The sequence below is a fragment of the Paenimyroides viscosum genome (assembly GCF_003858535.1).
Lineage (GTDB): Bacteria > Bacteroidota > Bacteroidia > Flavobacteriales > Flavobacteriaceae > Flavobacterium > Flavobacterium viscosum.
Genome location: NZ_RQTJ01000004.1, coordinates 134,568 through 153,917 on the forward strand (window position 1 = coordinate 134,568; position 19,350 = coordinate 153,917).

19 protein-coding genes, 1 tRNA gene and 1 rRNA gene are annotated in these 19,350 nt (G+C 33.8%); 16 read left to right on the forward strand and 5 right to left on the reverse strand.

The features are described 5' to 3' along the window. Positions 1-214: 214 nt before the first annotated feature. From mbhE to EG242_RS03605, 8 genes are read left to right on the forward strand one after another with little or no spacing between them, the layout of a single operon-like run. The gene (mbhE, locus tag EG242_RS03570) at positions 215-2,536 is read left to right on the forward strand and encodes a hydrogen gas-evolving membrane-bound hydrogenase subunit E (RefSeq protein ID WP_124898544.1); all 2,322 of its coding nucleotides are present in this window, start codon (positions 215-217) and stop codon (positions 2,534-2,536) included. After that, positions 2,517-2,954 carry an MnhB domain-containing protein gene (locus EG242_RS03575; RefSeq protein ID WP_124898545.1) on the forward strand — a complete coding sequence of 146 codons (438 nt, stop codon included), beginning with the start codon at positions 2,517-2,519 and terminating at the stop codon, positions 2,952-2,954. Before mbhE ends, EG242_RS03575 begins: the two co-directional genes overlap by 20 nt. Next, the gene (locus tag EG242_RS03580) at positions 2,955-3,308 is read left to right on the forward strand and encodes a Na+/H+ antiporter subunit C (protein ID WP_124898546.1); all 354 of its coding nucleotides are present in this window, start codon (positions 2,955-2,957) and stop codon (positions 3,306-3,308) included. After that, positions 3,305-4,816, forward strand: a complete 1,512-nt coding sequence (locus tag EG242_RS03585; protein WP_124898547.1) for a proton-conducting transporter transmembrane domain-containing protein — start codon at positions 3,305-3,307, stop codon at positions 4,814-4,816. Before EG242_RS03580 ends, EG242_RS03585 begins: the two co-directional genes overlap by 4 nt. Positions 4,817-4,818: 2 nt before the next feature. Continuing rightward, positions 4,819-5,298: a Na+/H+ antiporter subunit E gene (locus EG242_RS03590; protein ID WP_124898548.1), complete on the forward strand. Its 480-nt coding sequence runs from the start codon at positions 4,819-4,821 to the stop codon at positions 5,296-5,298. Between the two features lies 1 nt (position 5,299). Then, positions 5,300-5,575 (forward strand): monovalent cation/H+ antiporter complex subunit F, encoded by a 276-nt coding sequence (locus EG242_RS03595; RefSeq protein WP_124898549.1) that lies wholly within the window; start codon positions 5,300-5,302, stop codon positions 5,573-5,575. Beyond that, on the forward strand, positions 5,568-5,924 hold the full coding sequence (gene mnhG, locus EG242_RS03600) for a monovalent cation/H(+) antiporter subunit G (protein ID WP_124898550.1): 357 nt from the start codon (positions 5,568-5,570) through the stop codon (positions 5,922-5,924). The genes EG242_RS03595 and mnhG overlap by 8 nt, the downstream gene beginning before the upstream one ends. A gap of 18 nt (positions 5,925-5,942) precedes the next feature. After that, positions 5,943-6,647, forward strand: coding sequence for a glycerophosphodiester phosphodiesterase family protein (locus EG242_RS03605; protein WP_124898551.1), 705 nt, complete (start codon positions 5,943-5,945; stop codon positions 6,645-6,647). Here EG242_RS03605 and EG242_RS03610 read toward each other — a convergent pair. After that, on the reverse strand, positions 6,642-7,328 hold the full coding sequence (locus EG242_RS03610) for an SIR2 family NAD-dependent protein deacylase (RefSeq protein ID WP_124898552.1): 687 nt from the start codon (positions 7,326-7,328) through the stop codon (positions 6,642-6,644). The two genes, EG242_RS03605 and EG242_RS03610, sit on opposite strands and share 6 nt — an antisense overlap. Before the next feature lie 43 nt (positions 7,329-7,371). On the opposite strand from EG242_RS03610, the gene EG242_RS03615 reads away from it, so the two are divergent. Beyond that, on the forward strand, positions 7,372-8,052 hold the full coding sequence (locus EG242_RS03615; RefSeq protein WP_124898553.1) for a TrmH family RNA methyltransferase: 681 nt from the start codon (positions 7,372-7,374) through the stop codon (positions 8,050-8,052). 177 nt (positions 8,053-8,229) lie between these two features. On the opposite strand, the gene EG242_RS03620 is transcribed toward EG242_RS03615, so the two are convergent. Next, a complete protein-coding gene (locus tag EG242_RS03620; RefSeq protein WP_124898554.1) occupies positions 8,230-9,180 on the reverse strand; it encodes an isopenicillin N synthase family dioxygenase in 951 nt (316 codons plus the stop codon). A gap of 55 nt (positions 9,181-9,235) precedes the next feature. After that, complete coding sequence (locus EG242_RS03625; RefSeq protein ID WP_124898555.1) at positions 9,236-9,895, reverse strand: TetR/AcrR family transcriptional regulator; 660 nt, start codon at positions 9,893-9,895, stop codon at positions 9,236-9,238. Positions 9,896-10,171: 276 nt separating this feature from the next. Between EG242_RS03625 and EG242_RS03630 the strand changes: the two genes are divergently transcribed. The 4 genes from EG242_RS03630 to EG242_RS03645 all read left to right on the forward strand — a co-directional run bounded on the left by EG242_RS03630 (position 10,172) and on the right by EG242_RS03645 (position 14,196). Continuing rightward, positions 10,172-12,148, forward strand: coding sequence for an alpha-ketoacid dehydrogenase subunit alpha/beta (locus EG242_RS03630; RefSeq protein WP_124898556.1), 1,977 nt, complete (start codon positions 10,172-10,174; stop codon positions 12,146-12,148). Between the two features lie 15 nt (positions 12,149-12,163). Continuing rightward, complete coding sequence (locus EG242_RS03635) at positions 12,164-13,123, forward strand: phosphoribosylaminoimidazolesuccinocarboxamide synthase (RefSeq protein WP_162497621.1); 960 nt, start codon at positions 12,164-12,166, stop codon at positions 13,121-13,123. 74 nt (positions 13,124-13,197) lie between these two features. Beyond that, the gene (locus tag EG242_RS03640) at positions 13,198-13,830 is read left to right on the forward strand and encodes an NAD(P)H-dependent oxidoreductase (protein WP_124898558.1); all 633 of its coding nucleotides are present in this window, start codon (positions 13,198-13,200) and stop codon (positions 13,828-13,830) included. 15 nt (positions 13,831-13,845) lie between these two features. Beyond that, on the forward strand, positions 13,846-14,196 hold the full coding sequence (locus EG242_RS03645; protein WP_124898559.1) for a heavy-metal-associated domain-containing protein: 351 nt from the start codon (positions 13,846-13,848) through the stop codon (positions 14,194-14,196). Positions 14,197-14,271: 75 nt separating this feature from the next. Here EG242_RS03645 and recR read toward each other — a convergent pair whose 3' ends face one another. Continuing rightward, positions 14,272-14,889 (reverse strand): recombination mediator RecR, encoded by a 618-nt coding sequence (gene recR / locus EG242_RS03650; RefSeq protein WP_124898560.1) that lies wholly within the window; start codon positions 14,887-14,889, stop codon positions 14,272-14,274. Between the two features lie 90 nt (positions 14,890-14,979). Between recR and EG242_RS03655 the strand changes: the two genes are divergently transcribed. Further along, complete coding sequence (locus EG242_RS03655; RefSeq protein WP_124898561.1) at positions 14,980-16,485, forward strand: sodium:solute symporter; 1,506 nt, start codon at positions 14,980-14,982, stop codon at positions 16,483-16,485. Positions 16,486-16,496: 11 nt separating this feature from the next. Here EG242_RS03655 and EG242_RS03660 read toward each other — a convergent pair whose 3' ends face one another. Beyond that, positions 16,497-16,859: a CoA-binding protein gene (locus EG242_RS03660; RefSeq protein WP_124898562.1), complete on the reverse strand. Its 363-nt coding sequence runs from the start codon at positions 16,857-16,859 to the stop codon at positions 16,497-16,499. A 717-nt stretch (positions 16,860-17,576) separates the two neighbouring features. Here EG242_RS03660 and EG242_RS03665 point away from each other — a divergent pair. Both EG242_RS03665 and EG242_RS03670 read left to right on the forward strand, forming a co-directional pair. Beyond that, positions 17,577-19,092: ribosomal RNA gene (locus EG242_RS03665) — 16S ribosomal RNA — on the forward strand. 68 nt (positions 19,093-19,160) lie between these two features. Beyond that, a tRNA-Ile gene (locus EG242_RS03670) sits at positions 19,161-19,234 on the forward strand. Positions 19,235-19,350: the final 116 nt, after the last annotated feature.

Consider the following 19,350-nt stretch of genomic DNA (forward strand, 5'->3'; position numbering starts at 1 on the left):
AAATAAATAAATATCTTTTGTTAAAACAACAAATAACTATGTATGAGTTGTTTGTTGTTTTTATTTTACCACTTTTATTAATTTAGGTGGTTTGCAACTTCTATAATTCTTGACTTTTGGTTAAATATAATCTTTAATAAATAATTTATTTTTCTTATTTTTACAAAAATTCATATAAACTACTATATAGAGAAAGGTCTAAACTTCACATATTATGCTTTTACCCATTATTATAACCTTTTTGTTAGCCTTTTTGATGTTGCTTTTAAAGCCACAAAAGTTTTTAAGGTTTTTTAAAATTATATGTGTTATTCCTTTTTTATTTTTTTTATATCTTTTAAGTTATCTGCCATCTATCCATAAAGGTACAACTGCAATTATTTTTAGAAACGAATGGATTCCCTCTTTAGGTATATCTTTAGATTTTAAAATTGATGGGTTATCTATGCTCTTTGCGTTAATGATAACCGGTATTGGTACATTAATTTATTTTTATGCTTCGGAATATTTAAAAAGAGACGAAAACATACACAGGTTTTATTGCTATTTAACCTTGTTTATGGCTGCAATGCTTGGTGTAGTTTTGTCTGATAACTTAATAACATTATTTGTATTTTGGGAACTTACAAGTATTAGTTCTTTTTTCTTAATTGGTTATAACACCACACAAGAAGATTCAAGAAAAAGTGCGCTTTGGGCTTTAAGCCTTACAAGTTTAGGTGGTTTTTTAATGCTGGCATCGTTTGCTTTAATTGGTATTGTTGCCGGAACTTTTTCATTAAACGAACTTCTTTTATATCCTGATGTATTAGTAAATAATGAATATTATTACATTATAATTTTCTTGCTTTTTGCAGGTGCTTTTACAAAATCGGCACAATTTCCTTTCCATTTTTGGTTACCAGGAGCTATGAAAGCGCCTACACCGGTATCGGCATATCTGCATTCTGCAACCATGGTAAAAGCAGGTATTTATATTTTAGCACGTTTTACACCTATTTTATCGGGGGATGATGTCTGGAATTACACCCTTATGATTGTTGGTGGAATTACCATGTTTATGGGTGCTGTGTTAAGTGTTTTTTATAAAGATATGAAAAGTGTGTTGGCATACTCAACCATATCTGCATTAGGTATTATCGTTTTTTTATTAGGTATTGGTACGCAAACAGCTCTATACGCAGCTTGTACATTTATTTTAGTACATGCGCTTTACAAAGCTACCTTGTTCTTAATAACCGGAATTGTAGATCACGCAGCGCATACAAGAGACTTATCTATATTAAAAGGTTTAGGTAAAATAATGCCAATTGTTGCAGTTGCTGGTTTTATTGCTGCATTATCAAGTGCAGGTATTCCATTAACCTTTGGTTTTTTAAGTAAGGAATTAATTTACGGAGTAACTACAGATACAATTTGGACACAAGAAACACTTATTTTATTAACAACAATTGCTTTAATAACTAATGTGTTTTTAACTGCTTCGGGCTTTTTAGCAGGTATTCGTCCGTTTGTCGGTAAATTACCTAAAGAATTTCAAAAGATCAAGAAACCATCTGTTTTCTTGTGGCTTTCACCTGTTTTGTTAAGCACCGGGACTTTAGTTTTCGGGCTCTTTCCTTCGGTTATAGATCAAACCATAATTCAATCAGCAGCACGTAATGTTATAGGATCAACTACAGAAATGTATCTTTCTTTATGGCATGGTTTTAATTTGGTGCTAATATTAAGTATGGTAACAATTGCAACAGGTATCATATTGTATTTTTTAATTAAGCCATCAAATAAAAACGAAGGCAGATTAAAAGGGCTACATGAAGTGGCACCACAAACATTACTAACCAATATAGCATTAGGAATACGTTGGTTCGCCTTTAGATATACGCGTTTTTTTCACAATGGGTACTTAAGGGTTTATATCATGTTTATAATCATATTTTTTATTGGAATTATAGGTTATAAATTGTTTGCCGATGTGCCTTTACGTGTTAATACAGAAGATTTATCGGCCTTTAGAATTTACGAATTTATTGTATTTGTAATAACCATTATAGCTATTTATTTTATTACAAGTACAACTTCAAGGTTAACATCAATAGCAGCTTTAGGCGTTATAGGATATTCTATTTGTTTGATATTTGTATTTTATGGTGCTCCCGATTTAGCCATGACGCAGTTTGCAATTGATACCTTAACAGTTGTATTATTTGTACTGGTTTTGTTTAAGTTACCACCATTTTTAAAGTTCACCAATAAAAAAATTCAGTTTAGAGATGGTGTTATATCGGTAAGTTTTGGGATACTTATTGCATTAATTACATTACAAGCTTTGGTTTCACCTGCAGATAAAAGTGTTAGTAAATTTTATGCCGACAATGCTTATATTCTAGCAAAAGGAAAAAATGTAGTAAATGTAATTTTGGTTGATTACCGTGGATTTGATACCATGATAGAAACCATTGTTTTAGGTATTGCTGCAATTGGCGTTTATAGTATTTTAAAATATAAAACACAAGATGGAGAGAAATCGGAATAAACAAAAGCTAGACACAACAATTTTGCGTACATCTACTAATTATTTGTTACCATTATTGATTTTGTTCTCTGTTTTTTTATTAATGCGCGGGCATTATTTGCCAGGCGGCGGATTTGTTGGCGGCTTAGTGGCATCTATTGCCTTTGTACTGCATTCATTTGCATACAGCCCAACACAAACGCTTAAAATGTTTAGTGTAAAACCTTTTTTCTTAATTCCAACTGGGTTAATGATATGCTTTTTAAGCGGTATGTTACCTACGTTGTTAGGGCATCCGTTTATGAGTGTGGTATGGTTTGCAGATGCAGTTGTTGTAATTGGTGCTTTTGGTTCAGCCTTAATTTTTGATTTAGGTGTATACATGGTAGTAATTGGGGTGGTTTTAACCATATTATTTTCAATTTCAGAACAAGTATAAATGGAATTATTATTAGTTATTTTAGTAGGTGCTTTTTATTCTGCGGGTGTTTATATGATGTTCCGCAGAAGTATGGTTAAGTTACTTTTGGGATTACTTTTATTAGGTAATGGTGCTAATATTCTTATTTTTTTAATGGGCGGATTAACAAAAGGTAAAGCACCAATCATTAAACCTGAAAACAGTAAGTTTATAGAAATTTATGCCGATCCCGTGCCACAAGCATTAATACTTACAGCAATTGTAATAAGCTTTGCACTTACAGCATTTGCAATTGTTTTATTGAAAAGAGTGTACGCTACTACCGGATCCGATGATTTGGATTCTTTAAATATTCAAGATTTAGATATATGATAACAAACTTTATATTAGCACCCATATTAATGCATATGTTTACTGCTATTTTACTATTATTTTTTTGGCAAAAAGTTCTTGTACAAAAAATAATTAGTATTGTAGGTAACAGTATCGCGTTTTTGCTATGTTTACGTTTGTTTGAAATGACTTTAACACACGGTCATTTATCGTTACAAGTGGGGGGGTGGCAAGCACCTTTTGGTATTACTTTTATATCAGATACATTAAGTGCTATTATGGTACTTTTAACAGCATTGGTATCTTTAGCTGTGGGTATTTATTCGGCAGCAAGTTTAAATGTGAGCAGAATTAAATTTGGATACTTCTTTATTTTTCATTTTTTAATAATGGGACTTTTAGGAGCCTTTCTTACAGGTGATATTTTTAACCTCTACGTTTGGTTTGAAGTTGTTATTATATCTTCATTTATATTGTTAACCGTTGGTGGTAAAAAAATGCAGATGGAAGGTGCAATTAAGTATGTTACAATGAACATGTTGGCTTCTGTTATTTTTCTTACCGCAATTGCCGTTTTATACGGAATTACCGGAACTTTGAACATTGCCGATATAGCAAACAAAATTACTTTAGTAGAAAATAAAGGGCTGGTAACCGTAACATCTTTACTATTCTTTGTTGGTTTTGGTATTAAATCTGCTGTATTTCCATTGTATTTTTGGCTACCATCGGCTTATCATACACCACCATCGGCTATTGCTGCAATTTTCGGAGGTTTATTAACTAAAATGGGTATTTATGCCATGTTGCGTGTGTTTACCGTAATTTTTCAACCCGATTATTTTACGTTAACCTTATTTTCTATAATAGCAATATTCACCTTAATTACCGGAGCTTTAGGAACAATAAATAAAAGAAATATTCGTCGAATTTTATCGTACCTTATCGTGTGTCACATTGGATATTTAATTGCAGGTTTGGGTTTAAATACCGAATTAGCTTTTGTGGCAATTGTATTTTATTTAATTCACGATGTAATTGTAAAAAGTAATGTTTTTATGATTTCTGGTGTAATAGTGAAAATGCGCGAAACAGTTGATATCACTCGTTTAGGAAGTTTACTTAAAGATTATCCTAAGTTTTCGTTCGTGACAGCTTTAGTGTTGTTTTCTTTAATAGGAATTCCACCTTTATCAGGCTTTTGGCCAAAAATATTATTGTTTCAAGAAACATTTAAACAAGAAAATTACTTTTTACTAGCAGCACTTATTATTGCAAGTTTTGTAACTGTTTTTGTAATTGTTCGTATTTGGGCAGAAGCTTTTTGGAAAGAATCTCCAAAGCACATCACAGAAGAAATAGATCATTTTGCTCCATTTTCTTTATCAGGTAAAATTGCACTTATTGCACCAATTGTTGGTTTAGCAATTGTATCTTTATTTATTGGATTAAATGTAAACAGCGTCATTAAACTATCAGAAAAAGCAGCTTATGAAATGAAGCATCCCGAAATATATATAAATAACGTATTAGGTCCAAAAGAATAATTATGTTACAAAATTTCTTACTAAATATATTACTTACATTTGTTTGGGTAGCGCTTACCGGACAACTTGATTATTCAAATTTTGTATTTGGTTACACCATGGGTTTCTTTATTTTATGGATGGTAAACCGATCTGTAAAAGCTAATACAGAATATTTCTACCGAGTGCCAAAAATATTTGCGTTCATAATTTTGTTTTTTTACGATCTTTTAAAAGCAAATTACGAAGTAACTAAAGATGTTATCACACCAAATTACAACATGAAACCAGGTATTGTTAAATACCAAATGGAGGCAAAAACAGATTTTGAAATTACCATGCTTGCAAACATGATCGCACTAACTCCTGGAACTGTAGTAATAGATTTATCAAAAGATAAACGTTCTATGTATATTCACGTAATGTATTTAGCAAATAAAGAAGAATTTATTCGAAGATTAAGTAACAGAATTGAAAAAAAATTATTAGAAATAATTCGATAATATGACGGTTGAAGAATACATAGGATACATTGTAATGCCCATAATTTGCGTGGCTATTTTTTTTATAATGATACGTTTTGTGAAAGGTCCGCAGGTTGTAGATCGGGTAGTAGCGTTAGATTTGCTTATAACAGTTGGGGTTGCAGTAATTGCACTTTTTAGTATTATTGTTAATAATCCGATGTTCTTAGATCAAGCAATGATTTTGGCGCTTATTGCCTTTTTAAGTACCGTTGCCTTTTCTTATTATATATTTAAAAGAAAAAAAGATGAATGATTTATTAATTATGATTTTAAGCACTTTAGGAGCAATTTTTATTCTTATTGCTTCGTTTGGTATAGTTAAAATGCCCGATTTTTATTCGCGCTTATCTATTACTATTAAGGCTGCTACTTTAGGAATTGGTTGTATTTTAATTGCGGCGGTTCTTTATTTTTCCGATTTTTCTGTTACAACTAAAGCACTTGCTATTATATTTTTCTTGTTTATTACTTCACCTGTCGCTGGTTTTTTAATAAGTAAAGTTGCTTATGTTACAGGTACTAAACTTTGGGACAAGTCTATCATGGATGAGTTAAAAGACGATCTTGAAGAAGACGTTAGCAACAAACCAAAAAAACATTAATTTTATATATGTTGTGTTATGCCGACTAAAATCATTGCGCATAGGGGAGCGTGGAAAGAATTCAATTTACCACAAAATTCAATCGCTTCTCTTCAAAAAGCAATCGATTTAAAATGTCACGGATCAGAGTTTGATGTTCATTTAACTAAAGACAATATCGTGGTTGTGAATCATGATCATAATTTTTTTGGGTTGAATATCGAAACTACTAATTATAATGATTTATTGATTAAAGAACTTCCAAATGGAGAGAACATTCCGACTTTGAATGATTTCTATTCTGTGGGATTGAATCAAAATAAAACCAAGCTAATTGCCGAAATTAAAACTTCTGAAATAGGCAAAACAGATCGAACCAAACAATTGATTGATGTTATTGTAAGCGAACTTCCATTCAACGCAAATCCTGAAAATTTAGAATTTATTTTGTTTGACTTTTCTTCGGCTGTTTATCTTAAAAACAAACTTCCTCATTTTTTTGTTCATTATTTAGAAGGCGATAAATCTGCCATTGAAATTTTACAGAGTGGTTTAAACGGTATAGATTATCATTATGAAATTCTTTTAGCCAACAAAAACATGATTAAACAATTTAACGATTTAAATTTAAAAACCAATTCGTGGACTGTTAACGATTTAGAGAATGCAAGAAATTTAATCTCACAAAAAATTGATTGTATTACAACAGATTATCCACAACTTTTTTTAAAAAACGGTTTATAATTTTATTAATAATTCCTGCAATTCCATCATTCCTTCTGATGCTTTTTTGGAAATTACTTTTATTTTTTTTCTAAAATAACTGGTTTCAGCCGGATTCAAATCAACATAAAATAGGTGTTTAGCTTTATCGGCATAATCAATTAAACCAGCTGCCGGATACACTTGTAACGATGTTCCTACAATAACTAAAATATCTGCCTGTTCAAGTATAGGTATCGCATTTTCAATTTCAGGAACTGCTTCCCCAAACCAAACAATATGCGGGCGTAATTGGTGCTTTTCTTTATTTGTTGTTCCCATTAAAATATCTGTTTTCCAATCGTAAATAAGGTTTTCATTAACCACACTGCAGGCTTTTAGTAATTCGCCATGTAAGTGTATCACGTTTGTGCTACCGGCGCGTTCATGTAAATCGTCAACATTTTGAGTTATAACGTTTACATTAAAAGTACTTTCTAGATTAGCAATAATACTATGCGCAGCGTTAGGCGCTACCTTTAAAAGTTGGTTTCTGCGTTTGTTGTAAAAATCTAGAACTAAATCTGGGTTTCTTTTAAAACCATCTAAACTAGCAACTTGCATAATATCGTGACCTTCCCATAATCCATTGGCATCTCTAAAAGTTTTCACGCCACTTTCGGCAGAAATTCCAGCTCCGGTTAAAAAAACTAAATTTTTCATTGTATATGCAAATTGTATCTTTGCACTAAATTAAAGAAAAGCAATGAATTTAAACGATTTATATAAAAGTATCGATTACAAAAATTATTTAGAAGGATTTATTACCGAAAACAGAAAACTAAAGTTCAATAAAGTTTTAGAAAATAGAACCAAGCATTTTTGTATCGCCGTTGAAGATGTATATCAGCTACATAATACCAGCGCAGTAATGCGGAGTTGTGAGGTTTTTGGGATACAAAACTTACACATGATCGAACAAAAATTCAGCAAAACAATAGATAAAGAAATTGCCTTGGGGGCTGAAAAGTGGGTGGATATTTACAGACATACGTCTACACAAAATTGTTTGGAAAGCCTGAAAAAGCAAGGATACCAGATTGTAGCAACCTCTCCGCATGCCGATGCGCATACGTTAGATAATTTTGATATAAGTAAACCGTCGGCAATATTTTTTGGAACAGAAAAAAATGGATTATCTCAAGAAATTATGGATCAGGCAGATACTTTTATAAAAATTCCGATGTACGGTTTTACCGAAAGTTTAAATATTTCGGTTTCGGCTGCCCTTGTTATTAATAGCATTACCAATAAATTACGAACTTCGGCATTAGACTGGAAGCTTTCAGAAGAAGATCTTTTAGCAAAAAAAATAGACTGGATGCGTAAATCAATCAAAGATATAGATTTTGTTACACAACGATATATCTTAGAAAACAACAAATAAAAAAAGTGGGTTTACCGAAATAAACCCACTTTAATAACCAAAAAAAACACTTATGAAAAACTCAAAAATTCTAAAACATTCTAATTGCTTGTCCTGTTGTAGATGAGTTATAGTACAAATGTACAAAGTTTTTTTACATCTGCAAATATTTACTAAAATTTTTTTTAAATATTTTTTCTATTTTTTAATCAAACCTAGTTCAATTAAACGTTCGGTTAAAAACTCGCCTGCAGTGATATCTTCATAACGTTTAGGATTGTTTTCATCAATGCAGTTTTCTAAACAATTTAAAGGCATTTCGCTTATTGGATGCATAAAAAACGGAATAGAAAAACGCGATGTTCCCCATAATTCTCTTGGTGGATTAATAACCTGATGTATGGTAGATTTTAATTTGTTGTTGGTGTGTCTTGACAACATATCGCCTACATTAATCACCAATTCATCTGGCTCTGCAATTGCATCAATCCATTCGCCATTGTTGTTTTGTACCTGTAAACCTTTACCTTGTGCACCCATTAAAAGCGTAATCAGATTAATGTCGCCATGTGCAGCTGCACGAACAGCATCTTTAGGTTCATTAAGAATAGGAGGGTAGTGAATTGGGCGTAAAATAGAATTTCCATTCTTGATAAAATCATCAAAATAAAATTCATTTAAACCTAAATACAAAGCTAACGCACGTAAAACATAAATTCCTGTTTTTTCAAGCATTTTATAAGCTTCTTTTCCTGTTGAATTAAATTCTGGGAGTTCGTTAACCGTTACATTTGCAGGGTATTCATTTGCTAGTTTGTCGTTGTTTTCAACATATTGTCCAAAATGCCAAAACTCTTTTAAATCGCCAGTTGTTCGTCCTTTTGCAGATTCTTTTCCGAACGAAACATAGCCACGTTGCCCACCAATACCAGGGATTTCATATTTTTCTTTAACGTCTAAAGAAAGATTAAAAAAATTGCGAACTTGTTGATACAGTTTATCTACAAGATCATCACTTAAAAAGTGTCCTTTTAATGCTACGAAACCAATTTCTTCGTAAGCTTTACCGATTTCATTTACAAATTTTTGTTTGCGTACCGGATCATCCGATAGGAAATCACGCAAGTTAACACAAGGTATATTTTGCATTTTTAAAACTTTAAATTCAAATTTACGTTTTTAAACTAAAAGTTTCATTAAATAATTAAATTTTGATATTGTTTTGGTAAGCCATTTTAATAATTTGTGAAATGCTTTCTTTAATTCGTTCTTCACCATCGGCAGTATTCAAATCAATTCCACAAAAAAGACTTCCGTTTGTTTTAGCGTGAAGAACCAAATAATAAATACCCGCAACCACAATTGCAAATATTCCGCGAACATCAACGTTTGAGTTTTTAAATTTAGAATCCATGTTTTTAAAGATTTCTTCCCCAATTAACTCTCTATCATCAGAAGCTTTACGTAAAAACTGCTTTTTTTCGCTAATTCCCCAAAGCATAAGGCGTTGCAAAATTTCGTCTTCTAATAAAGCCTTAAACTGAAATTGTAGTAAAGCCGCCATATCATCGTCATCAATAACTTTTGTTTCTGTTGTTAAAGTTTCTATAGAATCTTTTGCTTTATATTTCCAAAAATCGCGCTGTGCAATATATTCTTCTACCAAATTATCTAAATTGCCAAAATAAGTCCACACCAAACTTTTGTCAACACCAGCTTCTTTTGCTACAGATGTAGCGTTTAAGCCGGTATAACCTTTTTTTAATAAAACTTTACCAACAGCTTGAACCATTTTATTTTTGGTACGTACTTTATCACGAAGTTTACCAGAAGTTACTTTTCTAGCTTTAAATTCATCTTCCATAATAAGTGTTCTTAAAAGTTTGAAACAAAGTTAAATAAAAAACTGACTCATAGTTTACTATAAGTCAGTCTTTGTCCTATAACAACATCTTAAATGATAGACAATTAAAATAAAGTTAGAGTTTTTATTGAGTGTTTTATTGTTGATTAGTAGCAAAAGTAGGTATAAAACATGATTTCACCAAAAAAAATTCACTATATAGTGAAAAAATGTTTTTTACTTAGTTACACAAATAAAATTAGTACTTTTAGCCCAAAAATATTTACAACCGTTTTTATGGAAGTTCAATCTCAAATTTTATCGCAAGATATACTGTTAGATTTATATAAAAAATTATTGAAACCAAGATTAATAGAAGAAAAAATGTTAATCTTGATTCGTCAGGGAAAAGTATCAAAATGGTTTTCTGGGATGGGGCAGGAAGCTATTGCAGTTGGTGTAACATCGATCCTTCATAACGATGAATATATTCTGCCAATGCACAGAAACCTTGGAGTTTTTACAAGTAGAAACATTCCTTTAAGCAGATTGTTTTCTCAATGGCAGGGCAAACCAAACGGATTTACAAAAGGACGCGACCGTTCGTTTCACTTTGGAACGCAAGAATTTAATATTGTAGGAATGATCTCGCATTTGGGTCCACAATTAGGTATTGCCGATGGTATTGCACTGGCACACAAACTACGAAAAGAAAATAAAATCACAGCTGTTTTTACGGGTGAAGGCGCAACGTCTGAAGGTGATTTTCACGAAGCATTAAACGTTGCTGCCGTTTGGGATTTACCGGTAATGTTTATTATTGAAAACAACGGTTACGGACTTTCAACACCTACACGCGAGCAGTATAAATGTGAAAATTTAGCCGATAAAGGTATCGGTTATGGTATGGAAAGCCATATTATAGACGGTAACAATATTGTGGAAGTTTATACAAAACTTCATGAAATTGCAGAAGATATGCGTCAAAATCCGCATCCGGTTTTAATTGAAATGAAAACGTTTAGAATGCGTGGACACGAAGAGGCGAGTGGTACCAAGTATATTCCGCAGGAATTGTTCGAAGAATGGAAAATTAAAGATCCAATCGCTCGTTTCAACAATTATTTAACCGAAATGGGTATTTTATCTGAAGAACAAGATGCGCAGTTAAGAAAAGAAATCAAAGAAGAAATTGATACGCATTGGAAAATTACACAAGACGAAGCCGGTTTAGAAGCTAATCTGGAAACAGAACTGAATGATGTGTACAAACCTTACGAATATCAGCATTTTGAAGCATCGACCGAAACCAAAAACATCCGTTTTATTGATGCGATTTCAGAAGGATTGAAACAATCTTTTGAACGTCATGAGAATTTAATAATTATGGGTCAGGACATTGCAGAATACGGCGGTGCTTTTAAGGTAACCGAAGGTTTTGTTGATGCTTTTGGAAAAGAACGCGTGCGTAACACACCAATTTGCGAAAGTATTATTGTGTCATCGGCTGCCGGATTATCAATCAATAAATACAAATCGGTTGTAGAAATGCAGTTTGCCGATTTCGTTTCAACAGGTTTTAATCCAATCGTAAATTTATTAGCAAAGCAGCACTATCGTTGGGGCGAACATGCCGATGTTGTGGTGCGTATGCCTTGTGGTGCAGGTTCTGGCGCTGGTCCGTTCCATTCGCAAACAAACGAAGCTTGGTTTACTAAAACTCCGGGGTTAAAAGTGGTTTACCCTGCTTTTCCTGCCGATGCTAAAGGTTTGTTGAATACCGCAATTAACGATCCAAATCCGGTGATTTTTTTCGAACATAAAAATCTGTACCGCAGTAAATCGCAAGATGTTCCGGCTAATTATTACACCATTCCGTTTGGTCAGGCTTCCTTAATTAAAGAAGGAAATGATGTGACAATTATTTCTTATGGAGCCGGTGTTCATTGGGCATTAGATACTTTGGAGAAAAATACAGATATTTCTGCTGATTTGATCGATTTAAGAACGTTACAACCTTTAGATTACGAAACGATTAGAAAATCGGTACAAAAAACAAACCGAGTAATAATTCTTCAAGAAGATTCAATGTTTGGCGGAATTGCCAGCGATTTATCTGCTTGGATCATGGAAAATTGTTTTGAGTATTTAGATGCGCCTGTAAAACGTGTGGCAAGTATCGAAACGCCTATACCTTTTATGGATAATCTGGAAGCGCAATATTTGCCTAAAGAACGTTTTGAAAAAGAATTATTAGTACTTTTACAGTTTTAAAACAAACACAACATTATAATGAAAACCATAACTTCTTCTAACTTTAATTTTCCGGGTCAGCAATCTGTTTACAAAGGAAAAGTACGCGAAGTTTACAATATTAACGACGATTTATTGGTAATGATTGCCACTGACCGTTTATCGGCTTTTGATGTAATTATGCCAAAAGGAATTCCATATAAAGGACAAATCTTAAACCAAATTGCATCAAAATTTATGCATTTAACAAAAGATATTGTTCCAAACTGGTTGGTTGCAAACCCAGATCCTAACGTAGCTGTTGGTTATTTGTGCGATCCTTTTAAAGTAGAAATGGTTATCCGCGGCTATTTATCGGGTCATGCAGCTCGCGAATATGCTGAAGGAAAACGTGTTTTGTGCGGAGTTGAAATGCCTGCAGGTATGAAGGAAAACGATAAATTTCCAACCCCAATCATCACTCCAACTACAAAAGCAGCTGTTGGAACGCATGATGAAGATATTTCTAAAGAAGAAATTTTAGCACAAGGAATTGTTTCTAAAGAAGATTACGAAGTGTTAGAAAAATATACACATGCTTTATATCAGCGTGGAACTGAAATTGCAGCATCGCGTGGATTGATTTTGGTTGATACAAAATACGAATTCGGTAAAACGAAAGACGGTAAAATTGTATTGATTGATGAAATTCATACTCCGGATTCTTCTCGTTATTTTTATGCAGAAGGATACCAAGATCGTCAAGATAAAAACGAAGCTCAAAAACAATTATCAAAAGAATTTGTGCGTCAATGGTTAATTTCAAACGGTTTTCAAGGGAAAGATGGTCAGCAGATTCCTGAAATGACAGACGAATATATTGAAACAGTTTCAGACAGATACATTGAATTATACGAAAATATCATTGGTGAGAAATTCGAAAAAGCAGATGTTTCTAACATTCAGGAACGTATCGAAACAAATGTAAATGCTTTTTTAGCATCATATAAAAAATAATTTATGATCGTCAGTTCGATCTTATAAATCGAACTGGCGAATAATAAAGTTGTGATAATCATAAAAATAAAATTATGAGTATTATTCCCGCATTGCAGTGGCGTTACGCTACCAAAAAAATGAACGGTGAAAAAGTTTCTCAAGATAAGGTAAACAGTATTTTAGAAGCGGCGCGATTGGCACCAACTTCATCTGGTTTGCAGCCTTTTGAAATGATTGTAATTACCAATCAGGCTTTAAAAGAAAAAATCAAGACAGTTGCATATAATCAGTCGCAATTAACAGATTGTTCGCATTTAATCATTTTTGCCGCTTGGAGTTATTATGATATTAATAGAATGAATCATTATTTTGATTTTTATGAACAAGAACGTGATTTACCCAAAGGATTTTCTGATAATTACAAAAACGGCGTTATAAAACAATTAACGTCTATGTCGTTAGAACATCAGTTTGAACATGCTTCCCGACAGGTTTATATTGCCTTGGGAATGGCACTGACCGAAGCCGGAGCTTTAGAAGTAGATTCGATACCAATGGAAGGTTTTATAAACCATGAAGTTGACAAACTGTTGAATTTAGAAGAAAAAGGATTAAAAAGCGTTGTTATTTTACCGATTGGTTACCGCGATGCCGAAAACGATTGGCAGGCAGAATTAAAAAAGGTAAGAAAAACAACCAGCGATATGATTACCTGTATTGATTAATTTAAAACCTGAATTATGAAAAATTTAAAAGCTTTATTAGTTGTATTGTTTATTGCGTCTACAACTGTTGTGAGTGCACAAAACAAAAAATCAGAAAAAGCGGTAATTAAAACAAACATTGTTTGCGATCATTGTAAAGCTTGCGAAACCTGCGGAAAAATGTTTCAGACAGAAATGTTGAAAGTAAAAGGTGTGAAAATGTACGAGTTAGATGAAGAAAAAGAAACTATTACAGTTTACTACAATCCTAAAAAAACAAATTTGCAAGATATAAGAACAGCAATTTCAAAATTAGGTTTCGATGCCGATGAAATTAAAGCCGACCCAATAGCTTACGAAAATCTAGACGGTTGTTGCAAAGCATAAACAAAAAAAATCTTCCAAAAGGAAGATTTTTTTTGTTTATATTTACTTTAAACTTTTGTTGTTAATATCAGTTTTTTAAATCTTCAAACTACTTTCAAACGGAACACGGTGAATCAAACTTCGTCCTAAAGTAACTTCGTCGGCATATTGCAGTTCGTCGCCAACGGCAATTCCACGCGCAATGGTCGATGTAATAATTTCGTAATCTTTAATCTGTTTGTAAATATAAAAGTTGGTTGTGTCTCCTTCCATAGTAGAACTCAACGCGAAAATAATTTCGCTGACGCCGCCGTTTTTTACTTTATCAATTAATGGTAAAATGTTTAGCTGACTAGGGCCAACACCATCAATCGGAGAAATCTTTCCGCCCAAAACATGGTAAATTCCTTTGTAAAGCTGTGTATTTTCTAATGCCATTACATCACGCACATCTTCCACCACACAAATTATAGAATGATCGCGCGACGGTTTTTCGCAAATTTCACACAAATTAGTGTCCGATATCGCATAACAGCTTTTGCAGTATTTAATCTCGTTTCGCAACAAATCCAACGCCGTTGTTAAGTCGGTAGTTTGCTCAATTGGCTGGCGTAGCAAATGCAAAACCAAGCGTAATGCCGTTCTTTTACCAATTCCGGGCAACTGCGCCATTTCGTTCACTGCGTTTTCTAATAATTTCGAAGGAAAATCCATTCTGCAAAATTAATAAATTTACTTGAAAATTAAAGGTAGGTTTTCAATACCGCAACAATAAAATATTTATTTTTGAGAAAATTTTAAGAAATGACACCCATTGTAATTTTAACCATAATAATCATATATTTCGGTATCTTAATTGGTATATCGCATTTTGTAAGCCGTAAAGACAGTAGTAATGCTGCTTTTTTCTCGGCAAATAAAAATTCAAAATGGTATTTGGTGGCATTCGGAATGATTGGTACCGCACTTTCGGGTGTAACGTTTATTTCTGTTCCGGGAGAAGTTGGTGCTCCAAGTGGCGAACAATTCAAATATTTTCAGTTTGTTTTAGGAAATGCCGTTGGTTTTATCATTACAGCAACCGTTCTGTTGCCTTTATATTATCGATTGAATTTGGTTTCGATCTACGAATATTTCGAAAAACGATTGGGATTTTACAGCTATAAAACTGCCGCAGCTATATTTTTAATCAGTAGAACCATTGGTTCGGCTTTTCGTTTATATTTGGTTGTTATTGTTTTTCAGCGCTTTGTGTTCGATGCTTTCGGAATTCCCTTTGCAGTAACTGGTTTAATTTCACTCGCTTTAATTTACGCATATACCTATAAATCGGGCTTAAAAGCAATTATTATTACCGATACCTTGCAGACGTTTTTCTTGATAAGTTCGGTTATTTTAACTATTATTTTTATTTGCTACAGTTTAGATTTAAATGCAATCGAAGCATTTGAAACCGTGAAAAACAGCAGTTATAGTAAAATTTTCTTTTGGGAAGATTTTGTAGACAGCCGTTTCCATTTCATTAAACAGTTTTTGGGTGGAATGTTCGTAACTATTGCAATGACAGGCTTGGATCAAGATTTAATGCAGAAAAATTTAAGTTGCGCCAATATTAAAGATGCGCAGAAAAACATGTTTACATTTACAGGGATTTTTGTTTTAATTAATATCTTTTTCTTGGGAGTTGGTGCGTTGCTTTATATTTATGCCGATGCAAACGGAGTTTCAGTTCCTACCGATTTCATTACTGGAAAACCTCGAACCGACTTACTTTTTCCTGAAATTGCCTTTCATCATTTGGCATTAGTTCCTGCAATTGTCTTTTTATTAGGATTAATCGCTGCTACTTTTGCCACAACCGATTCTGCTTTAACCGCATTAACAACTTCTTTCTGTATTGATTTTTTAGGAATGGATAAAGCCGAGAATGTTCATAAACCTAAAAATGTTATGGTTCGAAAAATTGTTCATTTAATTTTCTGTTTGATCATGTTCGCGGTCATTGTAATCTTTAATATAATAAACGATGCATCTGTTGTTAGTATGATTTTTAAAATCGCTTCTTACACTTACGGACCACTATTAGGGTTATTCACTTTCGGAATGTTTTTCAAAGCTCGAAAAGTTCACGATAAATTAGTACCTTTTGTCTGTTTAATTTCGCCATTTATTACCTTATATATAAGTAACAATTCTAAAACATTATTCAGCGGATATGTTTTTGATAACGAATTAATTATAGTAAACGGCTTAATTACCTTAATATTATTGCTGTTTATAAGCTTCAAACAAAAAACCGAACTTAATTAAGTTCGGTTTTTCTAATATTTGTTAATACTTAAAAGTACCAAAGTGCAGGCTTCTTCAAAATCAATGCCTGCATTTTTAAGTTTTCCTTGCAACTCTTTGTTTTCAGTACCGGGATTAAAAATCACACGTCTCGGATTCAGATCTATAATATAATCATAAAAAGGTTTTTGGTTTGTCGGATTCAAATACAGCGTTATTGTATCAATATCTGTATAAGGTTCTAAATCGTTTGTGATACGTACTCCGTTAATTTCACCTTCACGATTTCCAAAAGCCTTGACTTTATGATTGTAATTTAAAAGTTTTCTTACCGCCATGTTAGAATAACGTTGCACATTTTCCGATGCTCCCATAACTAATGTATACTCTTTCATCTTCTTTTTATTTACAAGTTACAATTTTTAGAATGAATTTACAACTGCTTTTGTTAGTATTTCTTCTTTTCGCTTGGGCGTTTCCCGCCTTTTAATGGGCGGGTCGGGCTTTCCGCTTCAAGCTTTTGTGGCATTAAAGCCACAAAAGGCTATCCGCTGCACTCCCTAACGCAAATTCAGGACAATAAAAAATACAGTAAACCATAAAAAATCACGCAAGATAATTTGTAAATAATAAAATATTTCAGTTTTAAAACATCATGAGTATTGTTCAAATGTTAAATTAATTTCCTAACCGCTTAACAATAAAGCAACTAAAAAATAACAATAAAAAAAGGTTGAAATTAATTAGGAAAGTCGCGAAAGTAGGGGGTATCTTTGCACCGTTGAAAAACAGAAACGTTCTTTTAAACATTATAAAACACAGAGAAATTTATCAAAAATAAATTTGGAAGTTATCAAATAAAGGTTGTAGTTTTGCAATCCGTTTCAGAAATGAAATAGCAAGCAAAAGTTCTTTAAAAAATAACTAAAGATATTTATCGAATAAATTTTGGTAGTTTAAAAAAGAGTTGCTACTTTTGCAACCGCTTTCAGATAGAGAGTGATAATACGAAAGACAAGTTCATAGACATATTGGATTAACAAAAAAAAAGAGTAAGAGTTTTTAAGAAATTAAAAGCGCTTAAACGCAACATCAAAAAAATATTACAACATACGATGAAGAGTTTGATCCTGGCTCAGGATGAACGCTAGCGGCAGGCCTAACACATGCAAGTCGAGGGGTAGATATCTTCGGATATTGAGACCGGCGCACGGGTGCGTAACGCGTATGCAATCTACCTTATACTAAGGGATAGCCCAGAGAAATTTGGATTAATACCTTATAGTTATTTTGAATGGCATCTTTTAAAATATAAAGATTTATTGGTATAAGATGAGCATGCGTCCCATTAGTTAGTTGGTAAGGTAACGGCTTACCAAGACGATGATGGGTAGGGGTCCTGAGAGGGAGATCCCCCACACTGGTACTGAGACACGGACCAGACTCCTACGGGAGGCAGCAGTGAGGAATATTGGTCAATGGACGGAAGTCTGAACCAGCCATGCCGCGTGCAGGATGACGGTCCTATGGATTGTAAACTGCTTTTGTACGGGAAGAAAACACATTACGTGTAATGTACTGACGGTACCGTAAGAATAAGGATCGGCTAACTCCGTGCCAGCAGCCGCGGTAATACGGAGGATCCAAGCGTTATCCGGAATCATTGGGTTTAAAGGGTCCGTAGGCGGCTTAATAAGTCAGCGGTGAAAGTTTTTGGCTTAACCAAAAAATTGCCATTGATACTGTTAGGCTTGAATTTTTGTGAAGTAACTAGAATATGTAGTGTAGCGGTGAAATGCTTAGATATTACATGGAATACCAATTGCGAAGGCAGGTTACTAACAAACGATTGACGCTGATGGACGAAAGCGTGGGTAGCGAACAGGATTAGATACCCTGGTAGTCCACGCCGTAAACGATGGATACTAGCTGTTTGGTAGTAAGACTGAGTGGCTAAGCGAAAGTGATAAGTATCCCACCTGGGGAGTACGAACGCAAGTTTGAAACTCAAAGGAATTGACGGGGGCCCGCACAAGCGGTGGAGCATGTGGTTTAATTCGATGATACGCGAGGAACCTTACCAGGGCTTAAATGTGTTTTGACGGATTTGGAAACAGATCTTTCGCAAGACAAAATACAAGGTGCTGCATGGTTGTCGTCAGCTCGTGCCGTGAGGTGTCAGGTTAAGTCCTATAACGAGCGCAACCCCTGTTGTTAGTTGCCAGCGAGTGATGTCGGGAACTCTAACAAGACTGCCAGTGTAAACTGTGAGGAAGGTGGGGATGACGTCAAATCATCACGGCCCTTACGTCCTGGGCCACACACGTGCTACAATGGACGGTACAGAGAGCAGCTACCAGGTGACTGGATGCGAATCTATAAAACCGTTCTCAGTTCGGATCGGAGTCTGCAACTCGACTCCGTGAAGCTGGAATCGCTAGTAATCGGATATCAGCCATGATCCGGTGAATACGTTCCCGGGCCTTGTACACACCGCCCGTCAAGCCATGGAAGCTGGGGGTACCTGAAGTCGGTGACCGCAAGGAGCTGCCTAGGGTAAAACTGGTAACTAGGGCTAAGTCGTAACAAGGTAGCCGTACCGGAAGGTGCGGCTGGAACACCTCCTTTCTAGAGATGGTTTAAGCAATTTTGCTCTTTTTTGTTAATTCAAATAACACAGAATAATTAAGATACAGAGTCTCGTAGCTCAGCTGGTTAGAGTACTACACTGATAATGTAGGGGTCGGCAGTTCGAGTCTGCCCGGGACTACTATTTTTAAAGCTTTTAGCTATTAGCTATTAGTTTTTAGAAAAGCAACTGAGGATTAATTATTTAAGAAGGAAATTTTAGAAGTTGAGTTATTGCAATCTGCTAACTGCTGATAG

Bases quoted from the DNA above. Each gene is read 5' to 3' on its own strand.
- EG242_RS03645 (WP_124898559.1), top strand. From the start codon at position 13,846: ATGAAAAATTTAAAAGCTTTATTAGTTGTATTGTTTATTGCGTCTACA.
- recR (WP_124898560.1), bottom strand. From the start codon at position 14,889: ATGGATTTTCCTTCGAAATTATTAGAAAACGCAGTGAACGAAATGGCG.
- EG242_RS03590 (WP_124898548.1), top strand. From the start codon at position 4,819: ATGTTACAAAATTTCTTACTAAATATATTACTTACATTTGTTTGGGTA.
- EG242_RS03620 (WP_124898554.1), bottom strand. From the start codon at position 9,180: ATGCAAAATATACCTTGTGTTAACTTGCGTGATTTCCTATCGGATGAT.
- EG242_RS03575 (WP_124898545.1), top strand. From the start codon at position 2,517: ATGGAGAGAAATCGGAATAAACAAAAGCTAGACACAACAATTTTGCGT.
- EG242_RS03610 (WP_124898552.1), bottom strand. From the start codon at position 7,328: ATGAAAAATTTAGTTTTTTTAACCGGAGCTGGAATTTCTGCCGAAAGT.
- EG242_RS03655 (WP_124898561.1), top strand. From the start codon at position 14,980: ATGACACCCATTGTAATTTTAACCATAATAATCATATATTTCGGTATC.
- EG242_RS03585 (WP_124898547.1), top strand. From the start codon at position 3,305: ATGATAACAAACTTTATATTAGCACCCATATTAATGCATATGTTTACT.
- mbhE (WP_124898544.1), top strand. From the start codon at position 215: ATGCTTTTACCCATTATTATAACCTTTTTGTTAGCCTTTTTGATGTTG.
- EG242_RS03595 (WP_124898549.1), top strand. From the start codon at position 5,300: ATGACGGTTGAAGAATACATAGGATACATTGTAATGCCCATAATTTGC.
- mnhG (WP_124898550.1), top strand. From the start codon at position 5,568: ATGAATGATTTATTAATTATGATTTTAAGCACTTTAGGAGCAATTTTT.
- EG242_RS03625 (WP_124898555.1), bottom strand. From the start codon at position 9,895: ATGGAAGATGAATTTAAAGCTAGAAAAGTAACTTCTGGTAAACTTCGT.
- EG242_RS03580 (WP_124898546.1), top strand. From the start codon at position 2,955: ATGGAATTATTATTAGTTATTTTAGTAGGTGCTTTTTATTCTGCGGGT.
- EG242_RS03615 (WP_124898553.1), top strand. From the start codon at position 7,372: ATGAATTTAAACGATTTATATAAAAGTATCGATTACAAAAATTATTTA.
- EG242_RS03630 (WP_124898556.1), top strand. From the start codon at position 10,172: ATGGAAGTTCAATCTCAAATTTTATCGCAAGATATACTGTTAGATTTA.
- EG242_RS03660 (WP_124898562.1), bottom strand. From the start codon at position 16,859: ATGAAAGAGTATACATTAGTTATGGGAGCATCGGAAAATGTGCAACGT.
- EG242_RS03605 (WP_124898551.1), top strand. From the start codon at position 5,943: ATGCCGACTAAAATCATTGCGCATAGGGGAGCGTGGAAAGAATTCAAT.
- EG242_RS03640 (WP_124898558.1), top strand. From the start codon at position 13,198: ATGAGTATTATTCCCGCATTGCAGTGGCGTTACGCTACCAAAAAAATG.